Raw genomic sequence first — 18,142 nt, 5'->3', positions numbered from 1 at the left:
ATTCGGTTTCCATTACGCTGAGCAATGCCGGCACTAATCTCGTTGTAGCCAACAACCTGTCGGCAACAACAACAGCTGGTTTGACGACATCCGGCACAGCTTCAATTACTCAAACCTCAGGTTCAATAAGCGCTACTACCTTGAATATGCAATCGGGAAGCGGCGGCATTGGTACAGGTGGCAATGTAATTGCAACAAACGCCACAATACTTTCAGCAAATGCCGGCTCAACAGGTGACGTAGTAATTAACAACACAGCAAGCTCTGTGAAGTTAGTCGGTACCAACCAAGCAAATTCTTACAGCCTAACGATGACTGGAGCAAGCGGTGGTATTCAACTTGGCGATACTGGCGCTCCTGTTACGGTCCAGGGCACGTCGGCGGTGTCATTGACTGCCAGTGGTTCAGGCACAATCGCCAATGGTGACAACGGCAGTCAGATTGTCACTCCGTCTCTTACTATGGTTTCCAACTCAGGCGATATCGGTACAACCGGCAGTAATATTGGCACTGGCGCAAGCACAACTACATTGACTGTTAACAGCAATGCCACCGCCTATGTCAATAACAATCTCAATACGACGTCATTGACCTTAGGTGGCAATGTCGCCTCGTTAAATGTTTCGACAAAAGCAACTTCCTTGCTTTCCAACACATCGCCAGCCTTAACAGGTAATGTATCCATTACCAACAGCAGTACAAGCACGGTTACGCTTGGAAGCGCTGGACAAGCATTTAACTCCGGCAACTTAACGGTCAATTTAACCAATAGCGGCACCAATCTAGTTCTGGCAAATAGTGTGGCTGCCTCTTCAGCAAATTTGTCGGTTGCAGGAGCTGGTGGCATTACCCAAACAACGGGCTCATTGAATGCAGCAACCGTATCTATGACTGCCGGCGCCGGTGGCATAGGTGACGATGCTAATGGTATTGCAACCAACGCTTCTACTTTGACAGCAAACTCTGGAGCAAGCGGCAATGTATTTATAAAAGGCTCGGCTGCATCTCTGAAATTACTTGGAAACAATGCCGGTAACGCCTTTACCGTAACTATGACAGGTACCAATGGGGCAATTGCATTAGGTGACTCCGGCACAGCTGCGACAGTTACAGCAGCTGGTACAGCTACTCTTACTGCAATAGGCACGGGTGCTATAACATCCGGCAATGCCGCAAGCATTATCAATGCCTCAACGTTGAATATGAAAACTGCCGGTGGCGCAGGTGCCGATATCGGTGCAGGCGGAGCAGCCATTAGAACTTCAGCTGCCACACTTACTGCAAATGCCGGCGCTTCAGGCAATGTCCACATTGCTAATACTGGATCATCAGTCAAGCTTATCGGCAATGGTACTTATGATAACCAAGCCGCTTCATTCAATTTGACGATGACCGGCACAAACGGCAGCATACAACTGGGAGATTCCGGAACTGCTGAGACCTTGACGGCAACTACAGCGACATTGACGGCTTCCGGCAACGGCACAATTTCACAAGGCAACGCAGGCAGTGTTGTATCAGCGTCAACTGTTAATCTGGCAACAAGTGGTGCCTCCGGAGCAAATATTGGTGCTAACGGTAATGCCATTAAGACGACGGCCGGAACACTTAGCGCAAATGCCGGAGCCAACGGTAACGCCTATGTGGAAAGCTCGGCAGCTTTGACTATAGTGAAGGGAACCAATGCCGGCAGCACCTACAGTCTGGCAATGACAGGAACTAATGGCGCAATTCAATTGGGTGATTCCGGAAGCTCAGTGAATATAACCGGTGGTACGGTTAACTTACTGGCCTCCGGCACAGGCACTATATTGAACGGAAATAACGCCAGCCAAATTAGCGCTACCAATGTCAGCATGCGTACAAGTGGTGGCGCCGGTGCCGATATTGGCGCTAGCGGAAACGGCATCATCACGACAGCAACAACGCTGACTGCTAATGCCGGAGCTAACGGCAATGTTTACATAAATGGAAAAGCAACCAGTTTGGATCTCGTAGGCAACGGTTCATATGACAATGCCGCTAATATTTTCACAGTGGTGATGACTTCTACAAATGGTTCCATTCGTTTAGGAAATCCAGGCACGGCAGAAACGCTGGCAGCAACAACAAGCGTTAGTCTGACAGCTAGTGGCAACGGCACAATCACTCAAGGTAACGCAAGCAGCATAGTTAATACACCGGTCTTGAACCTTGCTACAGCAGGTGGCGCCGGCGCTGACATTGGTGCTGCAGGTGCAAACGGCAGCATCCGTACATCAGCTGGTCAATTAAGTGCCAACGCCGGTAATTCCGGAAATGTCTTCGTTGCTAGCACAGCAGCCTCATTGTTACTAAAAGGAACCAACAGCGCGAATGCTTATAACGTCACAATGTCCGGTGCAAATGGTGCCATACAACTTGGTGATGCAGGTTCTGCTCTGACACTGACAGGAGCAAGCTCTGTGTCGCTGACAGCTGCAGGTACTGGAACAATTGCCAGCGGTAACGCTTCAAGCACAATTAACACCAATACTTTGACGCTGACAACAAGCGGCTCGAGTGGCGCAAATATTGGTTCTAACGGATCGAATATCAAAACTAATGCTGCCTTCCTCACAGCTAATGCCGGTGCCAACGGTGATGTCTATATCAACAACACCGGCAGCGGAGTTACTCTTGTCGGTAGCAATGCGGCTAACTCTTATAACTTGACGATGACTGGAAGCAATGCCGGAATTCAAGTAGGCGATACCAATAATGTTGAAACAATGACCGTTGGCACCGTCAATATGACGACCAGCGGCAACGGTCAACTGGGAGTATTCTCCACAGCGACATTGCAAGCCACAAATAATCTCACACTAACGACCGGCAATATTGCTAACTCCGGATTGGTCAAGAGCACAAATGGTCAAATCATCATTACTAATTCCGGAAATCTTACAGTTTCGGCAGCCGGTAGTTTTGTCACCGATTTATCAAACGGACAGATTAGTCTGACTTCGCAAACTGGCAATGTAAATGTGACAGCCAGCAACACCTTCAATGTTCAAAGCGGTGCGCTCACGGTTAATGCCGCCTCCGGCAGCGTTGTCGTTTCAGACACCAAGACACTAGGCAGCACCGGTGCGATGGCCGTCAATACACCATCAGTTACAAACGGCGGATCAATCACAGCCCAAAACGGTAATCTTACATTCACTAATGCTGGTGGAGTAACAATCGCTAATGGCGGCAATGCAGGCGCATTATCGAGCAATCAGCAAGTAGCCTTTAACAGTTCGGCTGGTCAAGTCAATGTGACACAAGGAAGCATCTCAGGCGAAGTAAATTCCATTGGCACTTCTATTTCCGTTACTTCAGCCGGCGCTCTCACGCTAGGCAATATGACAGCTTCAAATGGCAATCTCACCGCAACTGCCGGCAGTGGTGCTTTGTTGGTTAACGCCAATAAGATAATTCAAGGAAATCAGGGTGATGTAAATCTCTACAACACCAATGCCTCAGGCACAATCACTCTTGGTGCAAATTCGCAGATTCTCTCCGATGTTACTGGCTTAGGTACCGGTGGAACTATTCGAATTGCGATAGGTACTATACCACCAAGCCCGCCGACAAGCCCAACACCTTCAGGAATTGATGAGAGCACTCAAGCCGGCGGTACCATTTATTGGGGACCAGCCGGAGTAGTTGTTTCCAATCCGTCGCAGACAAGCAACAACACTGTAAATGCAATTGGCGCCACTGTAGTCTTCTACGGAACCAACGCCGGCAGTATTACTTTAGACGGCGGCGTGCTCGTCGAAGCAGAAACGCCTGTAGTTATTTTGAACAGCTTGGATTTGACGAATCAGACAGTTGTTAACGAGATAATTGGTTACCAAACCTTAGGACGCATCGGTGGAACATTAGTCTGGAACCCTGGTGGAGCGTCAGGCACACTAACAATTACACCATCAAATATTCCGGGGATTGGTGTTTCTGCATTTAACATCACACCTGGTGTAATTCTGACCAATCAGGATTTCACGGTTGGCTCGCCGCTCTTAATTAACAGCACAGGCAATGCCATCGTTAGTGGTGTAGTGACGAATTACTCCACTCAGGGAACTATTGCGATTACAGCCAACCAGACATTGCAAATCAATTATCTGGATGTAAGTGGTACGAGAGGAACGAACATCGTTAACAATTTTGGTGATGTCACCTTAAATGTGCCATCAATAAGTAATATGGGCATGATTGCCGCAACTGGTATCATTTCCGTTATCGGTGCAAGTGGACTTTCGGTAAGTGGTGTCGACGGCACCCATGGTCCTGGTGTCTATGATGCCGCCGGTGCCGGCGGTGTCTCATTTACCGCCACTACAGGTGTATTGAATATCCTGTCTGATGCCACCATTAGCGGCGCGGCAACATTGCAAGCATTGTCGGCACTAGGCTCCGTGCATGTGGCAAGTGGTGTCACTTTTAGCATCGGCGGCTTGCTGACAGTCAACACGCGCAGCCTAAATAACGAAGGCACCTTGCAGAGTACTTTGAATTCTGTAAGAGTCTACAGTCCGACGGCATTGACGATGACCTTGCCGGGAAGCTTGCTAACAGGCGGCGGTCAGAAGGTTACCCTGGAAGCCCAGAATGGCAACTTGACATTCCCTGTAAGCATCAATATGCCGGGCATTGCTGACTTGAAGGCCGTAGCTGGAAGCATCGTTGTCAATAATGGAATTTCCGTACAAAGCGGTTCTGATCTTTCATTGTTTACACCAACTCTTTCTAATGCCGGTGCTGTTTTCACAACGCCTGCTACAGGTGGCGTTCTAAGTATTGAAGGAGTCGGCGCAAGTGGATTGACTATAACCGGTGCCGGCAGCTTGAATGCTAACGGCAGCATTTCACTTTATGGCGGACCAAGTTCCGGTCCACTACCAGGCAGTGGTGGTTCAGTTACTTCAACGCAAAATCAGTTGCTGCAAACAGTAAACGCTTTTGGTAACACCGTAACTGTAACTTCACCAGCTTCGCTCACCATCGGACAAGTGACAACTTATAACGGTAGCGCACTTTTAACTGCCACATCCGGTGATTTGCATGTTCAAACAGCAAGCAACTTGACGGTGAACAACGGCTCGCTCATTTTGAGAAACAATAGTGCAGCAGGCACAATTACAATTGATCCAAGCAACCTGACCGTCAATACGACAGGCGCTGGTGGATCAACTGGTGAAATTGCCCGCATCATTTTAACTATCGGTGCCGTTCCGCAGCCGCCGGCTGACGGCTTGGCGCCAACCTATCAATGGCAAGCAAGCACATCTGTTGGTGGCAACATCTTCTATGGCTCTGGTTTCGACACGAGTAACTCGCCATCTGGAGGTTCCGGACTAAATACGGCATCCATAAATGGAGGCGTGCTCATCTTTAATGGCGCCAACTCCAATTCAATTCGCGTCAACGGTGGTGTTGATTTTGTTGCCAATGCGCAAGCACCACAATTCAATGACTTAGACTTGACCAATTCCGTTGTTGCTACAAAGGCAAGAACCTGGCAGGATCAAGGTCGTTTGCTAGGTTCATTGAATCTAAATGGATTTGGTCAAGCTGTCAGCGGCAACATAATTGCTGTTCCGGAAAACTACGGCACGCTGGTCGCGTTCAATATTCCAACTGCAGTTACTGTAACTAACACAGGATTTGCAACTAACAATAGCGTAAACATCGTTGGTATAGCTAATCCACTTATTGCCGGTGTCTTTGCCTTTACACAGACAAGCGGCAGTCCAACATTTAGCTCCAACAACACGTTGCAGGTAACAGGCACCTTAAGTTCCAGTGGTGGCTTGATCGTAAGTGTTCCGGCCCTTACAAATTCCGGCAATATCAGCGCATTAGGTGGAGCACTTACAGTAAGTGCTCAGGCAGCCTTAAACGTCAGCGGCACAGGAACACTTGCAGGCTCAACAGGCGTCAATCTCATTGCCACATCGAGTGGACCGACTACATACTATGCAATTAATGCCGCACAAGGCAGCATTCAAGGCGCCCTTTCCGTTACCGGTTTGAGCGCGACGGTTGCTACTGCCAGTGGGCTATCCTTGTCTCAAGTGACGACAACAGGCGGTAATGCCAATTTCGTCACTGCTGGTGGTGCACTTAACCTGAACAGTGGTGCTCAAGTGAATGTAACCAATGGCGACTTTGTTCTGCAAAATACCGACACAGCTGCCGGCACTATTTCACTAGGCTCCGGTGCGCAAATAAATGTCACATCCAACTCATTTGTCACAGGTGGTCGCGTGCTTGTCCTCATGGGCGCTACTCCAACATCGCCGACGGTCGGCACTGCTCCATTAACAGGCTTCACAGCAAATGCTACCAATGGCGGCAATATCTTCTACGGTCAATTGACGCCGACAGTTAATGCCGGCAGCAACACTGCTTCCGTTAATGGTGGCGTGCTTATATTCAATAACGACAGCAACAGAGCTAATGCCATTTCACTGGAAGGCAACACTCAAGTAACAATCACAGGCGTCGCTCCTCAGCTGACCAGTTTAGATTTGACTTCTGCTCCAGTAACTTCAGCGTTGACTACTTATATCAATCAGGGAAGATTGGTTGGTAATTTGACGGTCAATGGATCAGGGGTGGCAACCGGCGGCACACTGACAATTCAGCCGGCCAACTTTGTAGCTGCTATTAACGGATTGAATATTACAAATGGCGTGACCGTGACTGGACTCAACTTCACCGGTCAAGCAATCAGTGTAAGCGGCATAAGCACAAGAACAATTGCCGGCACACTAAACTATGTATCTAACCAGTCAGGAGTAACTTCGCAAGGCGTGCTCACCGTCACTGGTCCACTGACTATAAGCGGCACTGTTACATCTGATGGCTCGCTAGCCTTCAATGTCGCAAACATGAATAACACAGGCACTATCAGTGCGGCTGCCGGCAACATAAATGTTACAGGCGCAACCGGTCTGCAATTGCAAGGTACAGGTAATTTCCTGACTGCCGCCAACGGCACCTCTACGATACTTACAGCAACAACAGGCAATTTGACACTGTCCGGATCTCTTAAGGCACCGAGCACTTTGGGTGGCGCAAGTTATACAGGCGCTGCACAACTTAATGCAACTGGATCAGGCGCATCCGTCAGCCTGGCTCAAGGCTCCAGCTTTACGACAGGTGGCAATTTGACTGTAACGACAGCTACATTGACTAACTTGGGTAGCATGGTTTCGGGTGCCAGCTTGACTGTTACCAACACAGGCAATCTGACAATCAACAATACCGGTTGTTCAACTTGTGGTCTCTTGCAAGGCGCTACTGTCAATATGCAAAGCTTCAATCCAACCGGCTTAAACGGTGATGTAAGTGTTACGCAATCACAAATCACAGGTAATGCTAATTTGGTTGGTCGCTCGGTTAATTTAACTACTGGCGCAAGCTTGAGCTTACTGGGATTGCGTACAACTGGCGGCTTGAATGTAAATGGTGATGCAGCCACAGTTAAGGTAACAAGCGGAGCGTTGACGATCGCTCAGTCGGCAGATGTTTATGTCTTGAATGGCAATTTGACCTTAGAGAATGACGATCTGGTGAATGGTAGTATCACCTTCGAACAAAATGCTCAGGTAACAGTAACAAGCCAGTTGAATTTCAGTGGCGCATTGTTTGTCAGCATGGGACCGGTGCCTCCATCAGTTCCTGCCGGTACGCCACCAGGCAGCAACTGGCAAGTTGTAATCCAAGGCAGTCCGACGCAAAGCAATGTCTACTATGGAAACAATGGCATTTCGACTGCCGGATCCTCCAGCACGAATACGCTAACATTATTCCAGGGTGATGCAACCTTTAATGGCAACAACAGCACAGCTATCTCCTTCAAGGGTGGCGTTAATGTTGAAGTTTCGCAAGGAATTGCGTTCGTTGATAGTTTAGACCTGACACAACAAAGTGTCACATCTGCCATTATTGCCAATCAGCAGCAGGGCTACTTCGGCGGTACTTTGATAGTCAACGGCTCCGGTGTGGCAATCGGCGGCAATGTAATTATCGGGCCAGCCAACCTTGATCCAAATGGCATAACCGGCTTCAACGTTCCGAACAACGTCTCTCTTGGACTAAATGACTTCATCAACCTAACGCCGATTATTGTTATTAGCAGTGGCGACTTTATCGTAGGCGGCGGAGTGACGTTTAACGGTAGCACTTCTGCGGGCGTTGTCACAGCAAGCGTTGTTGGTCAAGTGGCTTCAACTGGATTGTTGGTCGGTCAAGGAAGTCTGACATTGAACATGCCTGGACTAAATAATCTTGGCTCCGTATCTGCGCAAAACGGAACTCTTAACTTGGTTGGTGCAACTGGATTTGCCTTGAGTGGACCATCTTCCAATCCTGCTTCAACATTGTCCGGTTCGGCCGGTGTCAATATTAGTGCCACCACGGGATCTGTGAACATCTCCGGTTTACACAGTATTACCGGCTTGGGTAGCATCAGCGCAACGACTGCTGTAAATGTTGCTGCCAGTGCTAACCTTACAAGTTCCGGCAATTTGTCTGTAACAACTGCCGGTATGGTCAATCAAGGAACTCTTGCTTCGACAACTGGTAATTTGAGCGTTACTAATAACGGTACACTGACTGTTTCCGGTGGCGGTACATTGCAGGCGCTTACCGCCGGCAAACAAGTATTGTTGGCAGGACTTGCACCAAATGCCTCAAGCAGCGGCACGCTTTCAATAACTGGTGCCCAGTCCATTCAAGGTGCAGCTACATTGCAAGCAACTGGAACAAACGCGCTGGTTTCAGTTGGTGCAGTTTCAGTAACTTCAACTGGTGCTATGACCGTCACCAGCGGTTTGACGGGCACAATTCAAAATGCCGGCACGCTGACCTCCTCGCAATCAGTTGGCTTGACGGCCGGTACTTTGAATAACAGTGGCTCTATTAACGCAAATGGCGGCAACCTGAATATTAGCGGCTCACTCATGACTCTCACCGGTGGTGGTCAATTAGCTGCATCAGCCAATATCGTTCTCAATGCCGGCACAAGCTTCAACTTCACCGGCAATCAAGGATTTACTGCCACGGCAACGACACTGGGCGCAGGCTACTCCGGCACTGTGGGAAGTGGTGTGACACTAACTGCTAACAATGCATTGAACGTTGCTATTCAGGGTGGACATTTGGCTAATGCCGGAACTATTACAAGCACTGGTGGTATTGTCTCACTTACATCCGGCAGCAATTTTGAGGTTACAGGCACAGGTACTGTTTCAAGCACTGCTGGTGTCAATATTGAAGCAAGTACTGGTAGCGGATTGAATACGACTTATTATTCGGTCAATTTGAATCAAGGTACGCTTAGTGGACCAATTACAGCAAAGGGCACAAGTGTAAGTCTGACGACTGCTAATGGAATGAATTTGCAAAGCATTACTGCTGCAAACGGCAATGCCCAGATGACTGTTGGTTCGGGGGCATTACAGCTTAATGCTGCAGGAACGATAAATGCTACAAGTGGCGATGTTATTCTCAACAACCTGAATACAACAAACGGCACAATATTCTTTGGAGCCGGTAGCTCGGTTACCGTCAATACCAGTGATGCTCGCTTAGGTGGACGCATCGTTGCTGCAATTGGCGCCATACCGACTCCACCGCCACCAGGAACTGCTCCATGCACCAGTTGTGCTGCATGGACTGTTAATTCCACCAATTACGGAACCGTTTACTACGGAACAAATAGCGTCACAGTAAACAATACAGGCAACACAGCTAATCTTAACGGTGGCATTGTTATCTTCAACACAGGCACGCGTCCGACATCAGCGATTGCACTTGATGGAAATGTCGTCCTTACGGCTAATATGCCGGTGCCCACATTCTCGAGTCTTGACTTAACTAACTCATCTGTGACAGCGGACATCATCAATCTACAAAACCAAGGTAAGCTGCCTGTTCTCAACAATGGCGGCGTACTTTCACCGTTAACAACTACAAGCGGTGTTGCCAGTGGCGGTTATCTCTTGCTCAATCCGTCTAATATCAATCCAGTTGGTTTGACCGCATTGAATGTACCGACCAATGTCACAGTTCTCAATCAATTCTTTGATGGCAGCTTCGCGATTCCTTTGCATAACACCGCTACTGCTGTAATTAACGGTACATACCAATTTACAGGCGGCACTGCTTTCGGTAAATTGCTCGCCACGGGTGCTGTGACAGTCGGCGGCATTGTCACAAGCGACGGAGCCTTAACCCTTGGTGGCACGATACTTACCAACACAGGCTCAATAACAGCGGCTAACGGTGCTTTGACATTGCTGGGCAATCAGTTGTCCAACAGTGGAGCGATAGCTGCAACAGGTGCCAACACGTCAGTGCAAATCGGCGTGATATCCAATACCGGTACTATTAGTTCAACAGGCGGCACTACAACACTTCTTGGCGCTAGTGGACTGTCCGTATCAGGACTAGGTGGACAAGTCTCAGGTACATCTGTCGCTTATCAGGCAACAGCCGGCATCATTCAAATACTAAACTCACAATCGACAACCGGACCGACGAGTTTAACAGCTAGTGGCGCTTCAGGTGGCGTGCAAATTGCAAATGGTGCTAACTTTGTCAGCAGTGGCACCGTATCTCTGAATACACCATCACTTAATAACGCCGGCAGCCTCACCAGTCAAACAGGTAATGTCAATTGGACATTTGCCGGCAATGTCACTGCAACTGGTGGTGGCAGCATAAGCACTCCGTCGGGTTCAACTACTATAAATGCTGCAGTAAACTTCTTAGGCGGTCAAACATTTAGTGGGCCAGTGACAATTAATGCCGGCTCCAATCAAGTGACGGTGCAGTCCGGAGCTACAGTCACAGCCACGGGTAATTTCAATATCAACACGCCGACATTAGTCAATGGCGGAACACTGAGCTCAAGCGGCGGTCAGTTAAATGTGACAGGTGCGAGTGGTCTAACGGTCAACGGCTTAGGCTCATTGTCCGGCATAGCAGTTGGACTAGCCGGTGGTTCAGGAGCCCTGACTGTTGTTCAAGGCTCTATTACAGGACCACTTTCTGCTAGCGGTCTGAGTATTGATTTGACATCAGGTACCAGTCTTACTATAGCCTCAGGCAATGCCACCAATGGATCCGCCAGCTTCATTTCGGAAGCAGGCAATATCACCGTAGCCAGTGGCGCAACAATTAATGCTACCAATGGTAACTTGGTATTGCAGACCAACAATTTGGCATCGGGACAAATTACCCTCGGCGCCAATTCAAATCTTTCCGTAAGTGCTGCTCTAGGAGTAGCCGGCGGCACAATAATTCTCACTATCGGACAACTGGAAGATGTGTTGGAAGGTACAGCTCCTGCTAACTTCACTGTTAATTCGCTAAACGGTGGCACGGTATTCTATGGGCCAAATGCAATTACATCATTGGTTGGCAACACTGCCAATGTTGACGGCGGCATGGTTATATTCAATGCCAACGCTGCCAATCGCATTCAAATGAATGGTGGCGTTGTGCTTACAGGCAATAGCCAGGGCGCGCTATTGCCAAGTTTGGATTTAACCAACACGGCTATCCAGGACTACATCATCACACAACAAGGCTTAGGAAGATTGGGTGGTGATTTGAATAACGGTACATTGATATTTGGACCATCCAATATTTCGCCCTATGTCATTAGCTCCGTTAATATCCCGACAACTTTATTTGGTGATGCTGTTGTTGTCACCGCCACCAACTTCACGCAATCGAATATTTTGAAAGTTAACTCCAGCTTGACCAACCCGATTGTTGTAAACGGCACCTGGAACTTCACTGCTCCAATAATTGATCCAACAACCGTCAATGCCAACATTCGCAATACAGGCGTTGGACAAATGACTGTCGGCGGTACTCTTACAAGCGTTGGCTCCATTACCATCACCTCGCCTAACTTGCAAAATACCGGCACTATCGCTGCCGCTAGAAACTTGTCAGTTACAGGAAATCAGGGACTCGCCTTAAGCGGCGTTGGTGGAACACTATCAGGAGCCCTTGGAGTAAGTGTTCAAGCATTGGCCAATGCTTTGAACGTGAGTGGCACGCAAAACTTCAGCGGCATTGCAAGCCTGTCAGCATCCGGTGTCAATGGCGCGATTAATTTAGCTAGCGGTGCTGTGCTGAGCGGCAACAGCAATATCAATATGTCGACCGGCAAACTAAGTAATCTCGGCACGGTGCAAACATCGGCCGGCGTCATCAATCTTCTTGCTCTCAATGGTTTGACAATGAGTGGCAATGGATCGCTGTCGGCTGCCAGCGGAGTCAACGTCTCTGTTGTTTCCGGAGATATGTTGCTGCTTGGCACACATCAGTTTACAGGCGCTACTTCTATTCAGCTGGCCAGCAACGCCACAGCTAATATCACAGGTGTCCTTTCAGCCAACGGCTCTGTAAACATGAGTTCCGGCTCTCTCAATGTCTTTGGTCAGCTTTCAGCCAACACATTGAATTTGTCAGTGCAAAACATTACTAACAAGGGACTGATGCAGGGCACACTAAACATTACTGCTCCTGAAGTTAATATTGCTAACTACTCAGGCGACTTTGTTGTTAATCAATTGAATATCGGTGGCGGCACCATTTATGTTGATTCAGCCAACTTCACATATGCCGGCAGCATTCATACACTGGGCAACACATTGACGATTACTACTCCTGCCGGAGGCATTTCCATCGGCGGCGGCATTAATACAAGCCCGGTTGTTACAGCAGGTTCCGGCGGCGATGTTAACTTAGTTGCCAGAAACAACATTAGTGTTGGCGGTGACATTGTTACTACAGGCAATGGCGGCGCCTCCGGTCATGTGTTCTTAGTTGCTGAAAACGGACAGGGCTTAGCCGGTGGCGGCGTGATTGTCGGTAATATCAATACCAGTTCTAGAAATAGCGCCGGTGGCGATGTAATTCTTGTTAACGGTGGCGCGTTAGGTGTTGTCACCGCCGGCCTCATCAATACATCCTCCGGCGGCATGGGCACCAATGCCGGTTCTGTGTCAATTGCCGCACCGAGAGATATTAACGTAGGAGCCAATATAAGCGGACAAGCTGTTATCAACTCCGTTGCCGTAAATGGTCGCTCCGGCAGCATAATGGTATCCTCCGGTTCCGGACTGTCTGGTGGTTCCGGTCAAGCAATACATTTAGGATCTTCAACAAATGCACAGCCTCTGCAAACAGGATCTGATGCTTCGGTAGTGTTGATGGCCGCCGGTGATATTCAATTAGGCACGGCCGTTTTGAATGTACCGTCAGTATCGTCTGCCAGCTACGGTGGCGTTGGAATATTCCCGAATATTCCAACAAGCGGAACTTATCAGGGACTAAATGTGTTCCCAGGCTTTACGTCCTCAACATCAAGCTATCAAATTACAGTCAGTCCGCAAGGAACAGCTTCCGGATCTCTACCTGGATCAGCAGCCTCTTATGCAGCGCCAACAATATCTGAAGTTGTAGGCGGCGTAACTACTAATTCGTGGGTGCTGCCGGCTGGTACATTCATACCACTCAATCAATCCATTAATACAACCGGTGATTTGACAGTCAGCACCAATGGCGATTCCTCATTGCTTGTTCCATTGGTAATGCCGACGATGACAGTTGGTGGTTCGGTAACAGGACTGACAGGCAGCAATGGCTCATCGGCACCATTGTTACTCTTCTCTAAAGGCTCTATGTCGTTAGCTACGCTCAATTCAACTAAGAGCGTGTCTACATTGCCGACAACGGCAATTGCTAATGCCACAAGCGGTAGCATCTACATTGGCGCCGGCAACAACGCTCCAAATATCACAATAGGTGCAGCCGCAGCCGGCACGCCTGCTATTACAACAGGTTTCTACTCGGCACTGAATAGTCTTAACTTCAACGCCGGCTCCGTAACGGTGATTGGCGAGACCGCAATTGTTGCCATCAACGGTGATGTAGTTACATCCGGCACCGGTTCCGGTCGCTCCGGCAACATCAATTTACTGGCGCCGCTGTCGACAAGCGCTGAAACACTTGTTCTGTCAACCGGCAATTTGTTTGCCAATAGCATTGCCATAGGCAGCCTGGCAAGCAATGGCGGACGTGTAATGGCCGTCGGTGGCTCAAATGTCACTATTGGTGACGTAAATACAAGCACATCATTTGCTGGTAATACAGCCGGCGACATTATTGTTCAAGCCGACAAGATTACGCAATGGGGCTTGCAACAAGCCAATGCTCGCTTTGGAGTATTGACCACCGGTAATTTAGTTGCTGCTGGTCTATCCAACGCTAATGGCGGCGACATTTTCATTGACTCGGGACGCGAAGTATTCAATGTCGGCTCATTGGTTACTCGCTCAACAACAGCAACAAGCGCTGCCGCTTACTTCAGTGGCACGGGTAGCACGTATCTTAACGACACAGGCTCAGGCGCAGCCGGTCGACTAACATTTGCTACCGGATCAGCTTCCGGTGTCGCACCAGACACCGACGCACTCTTCCCGAACGGAAGAGTAGTAGGAAGCTTATCCGGTGGCGCGGGTTATGTTTCGCTCAATCCTACATTGACATTTGAAAATGGTTCAACTGTATTGACAGATGGTACTAATAGCAATGACACATCCAGCCTGACTGGAACAATGGTTGGACCAAATGTCTTGCGCGATATTGTTACGGTCAACCTTGGTGCCGGTCGTGCCGGTTCACTTGTTCTGCTTGGTTCTACTACAGGATTGGAACTTGGCATTGTCAATACATCGGCTGCTAATAACCATTCAGGTGATGTGATCCTTGGTGCTTATGTTGGCGGTGACATTACGACAGGCAGCATAACCACTAGTGCCCAGGGCGCAGGCAACCAGGTTGGACGTGTATTAATTGCCAACAACACTGGCTCAGTATTCACCGGCGATATTACAGCTCAAGCAATGAATGGTGCGAATTCCGGCACGGTCAATATTACTGCTGCAGATTGCATCTGCCCTGCATCACCGACTAATGCCTCAAGCATGACTGTTTCTCAGCTGCTTTCAGCACTTACAGGTAGTGCAGCAAATATTTCGGTTGCCAGCCCTGACAATTCTTCCGATGGTGGAACAATTACGTTATTGTCTGGTGGCAACTACCAGTATGTAGCCAGCAATGGAACAATTAATGCCAGTATCTTGCAAGGCAATATCAACCTATCCGGTGCCAACGGTGGACGTGCTCTGATTGCCGGAGTTGACACGGCTGCGTCGATGGTGCAACTCGGTAACATAACAGGTACAGCCGGCGCTGCCACAGGTGTTGGAGCATCTGTTGGTATTGCCGGACTTGGTGATGTTACAGTGGGAACCGTTCAATTGGGCGTTTCCAATGCCACACCTGCATCGGGTGCCATGGGTGGCAGCTTCTTCGCTGGTGCTGGTGGCAGCGTATTTGATACAAGTGTCAACGTTGCCGGCAACGCGGCATTATCCGGCGCTTTGATAATTGCTCAGGGAAGTGCTGTTTCGACAGCCACTAACTTAACTGCTGGTCAGGTACTGTCCGGTGGTAGCTTTGTCAACAACATGCTTTATCAAACAGGTGTTGTCGGACCAACAGCACCAACTGCAGCAACTGAAGTTTCCATAAACGGAATTTCCGGCTACAACCCAGGCGGTTACACAGCTACTACCGTTGCTAACTTCACGATGAATACCGGTGGCGAAAGTAGACTTATCGTGCCTCTGATATTCCGTGGAGCATCTGCAACTCTAGGCACAATAACTTCGGCAAATTCAGACAATGCTGATTCGGTAACAGTCGTCTCACTAGGCACTTTGCTAACGAGCAACATAAATACCAGCGGTTCGCTAGTCGGTGGAAATGTAGCGCTTGCATCTGTAAACGGTTCTGTTTCAGTAAATGCAGCTGCTCCGGGTTCAACTGGAATTGATACTTCAGCTGTTACTCGCGCTGGCAGCGTCACTTTGTCTGCTCTGAACAACGCTATTACATTGACCAATGGCGGTATGTCGGTTGACACGTCGGCAACCGATCGTGGTGGCGATGTGTTAATGATGGCCGGCAGCGGAATACTAAATAACGCCGGCACACTAACATCCGGCTTCTACTCTGCAGGCAATATCGACTGGATGACTGTTACCGGCAATGTTGCTTTGAATAATCCGACAGGCGCACACGGTAGATATGCGGACACGACATCTGCCGGACGCGCCGGTGATATCAACGTGCTCATTGGTCGTGGTCCGTTAAGCGGTGGACAGCTGATAGGTGTTGGCGGCACGGCCGGCAACAGTGGCTTCCTGGTATTCAATAACATTCCTTGTTGTGTTGAGAACAGCATTAATATGACATCGACTGGCGGACAAGGTGGTTCGTTGACCATAAATGCTTATGCTGCTGCGCAAATCGGTGGCGCTTCGCTAAATATGTACATGAACGGTGATGTAGTTGGCGGCGACATGGATGTGATGGTTCGTGGTCAGATAAATGCTGCTTGGTCGCCGACAACAACCGGAGTTCAAGCCGGCGACATCAAGTTGTATTCACAATCGAATATTACGCTGACTGGTGGTGACTTGAATGCTTCAGGTTCATCATATGGCGGCAATGTTAGTGTCATTGCTGACAACGGTTCTATTTCCTTAATGAGCAATGGCAGCACGGCAGTTTCTTACGGCAACGTCAAAGCTGGTGACATTGTCTTGGCTGCATCACGATCAATTGCCATTAACGACACAATAAATGCCTCATCAACAACAGAAGGCGGCAATGTTTCCTTGAGCGCTCTCTGGGGCAATATCGCGCTCAATACAGGCACAGCCATTACAACTTCCGGCAGTATCGGCAATGCCGGTGACATCAATATTCTAATTGGCTCATCACTTGAGCAAACAGGTGGACTCTCAGGACTATATGCCGGCAGTATGCAGGCAAGCTCAACTCATGCAGATGGCGGCAATTATTCGTATCTCCAATTGCTTGGTGATTACAGCTGTTGCAATTCATTCAATGCCTATTCTATAGATACATCCGCGAACTATGGCAAGGCCGGCTCAGTCAATATCTATAGCAAGGGCAATCTAGGTGTCCGTACTTCCGTCAACGCTCAAGGACAAGTTGGTGGTGATGTAAACATTGCCTCTGGTGGCACTTTAACACTCAATGGTGGTGTGAATGCAAATGGTGCAGCTGTTGCAGGCTCCATCCGCTTATCCGGTCTTGGCGGCGACTTGACGGTCAACACTGATTCAGGAGTTTCACTCTCCAGCCAGGGATATGATTTCGGTGGTAATATTGCTCTGACTTCTGCCGGTGACGTGTCTGTCAACAGAGCAATCGATGCTTCATCGCATGGACTGGGTGGCAACGTTGATATTGTGGTTGCGCAAGGTGATCTGACAGCCAACTTAATTGATGTATCCGGATTTGAAGGTTCGGCAGGCAATGTCAATTTGACCTTGCAAACAACCGCAACCACAGGCTTCACGGCAGCAACAGCAATTGATGCTTCAACAACATATGGTTCCGGCGGCAATATAAGAGTCTTGAGTTATGACGGTAATCTTGGAAGCAACGCCGCCACCTTTGATGCTTCTTCTGAGTTCGGCAAAGGCGGCATGGTGCTTATATCTGCCGGCGACAATATTGCGTCCAACTGGACAGTTGATGTGTCCGGTCAATCAGGTGGTGTGGCAACAATGAAGGCGGGCGGTACGCTCACACAGTCAGCCGACGTCATTGCGTCAGGCATAAGCATGGATGGCGGAGCAATTAACCTTGTAGCTTCCGGAAATGTCATCCTCAATAACGGTGCTCAACTCTATGCTGACGCTTTGGGCAGTACCAGCGGCGCTAATCTCTATGCTGGCGGTAACTTATACGTCGCATCGCTCAACGGATCGGTCACCGTAGGATCAGCTGGTGCCGGCGTTGCCGCACTGTCCGCTACTGGTGCAATGTCCGGCGGTCAAGCGACAATATTTGCAGGCAATGGCATTACCCTAAATGGACTTGTTAATTTGAATGGAACATCAGCCAGCACAGATGCCGGTTTGGGTGGCACTTTTGTTGCTGTAAATCTAGGTAATTCCGCTGTGACTCTAAATGCCAATGTCAATGCGACAGGTGT

General features: G+C 49.0%; 1 protein-coding gene (only partly in view). It reads left to right on the top strand.

This entire window lies inside a single protein-coding gene on the top strand: locus K2Y22_04510, encoding a hypothetical protein. The 75,024-nt coding sequence extends 21,994 nt beyond the window's left edge and 34,888 nt beyond its right edge, so the window shows coding positions 21,995-40,136, spanning codon 7,332 (partial) through codon 13,379 (partial); the first codon wholly inside the window starts at position 3. The start codon and the stop codon both lie outside this window.

It is taken from the genome of Candidatus Obscuribacterales bacterium (assembly GCA_019744775.1).
Lineage (GTDB): Bacteria > Cyanobacteriota > Vampirovibrionia > Obscuribacterales > Obscuribacteraceae > SBAT01.
The sequence above is the reverse complement of the archived record's forward strand: the minus strand, read 5'-3'. Positions and strand labels throughout refer to the sequence as shown.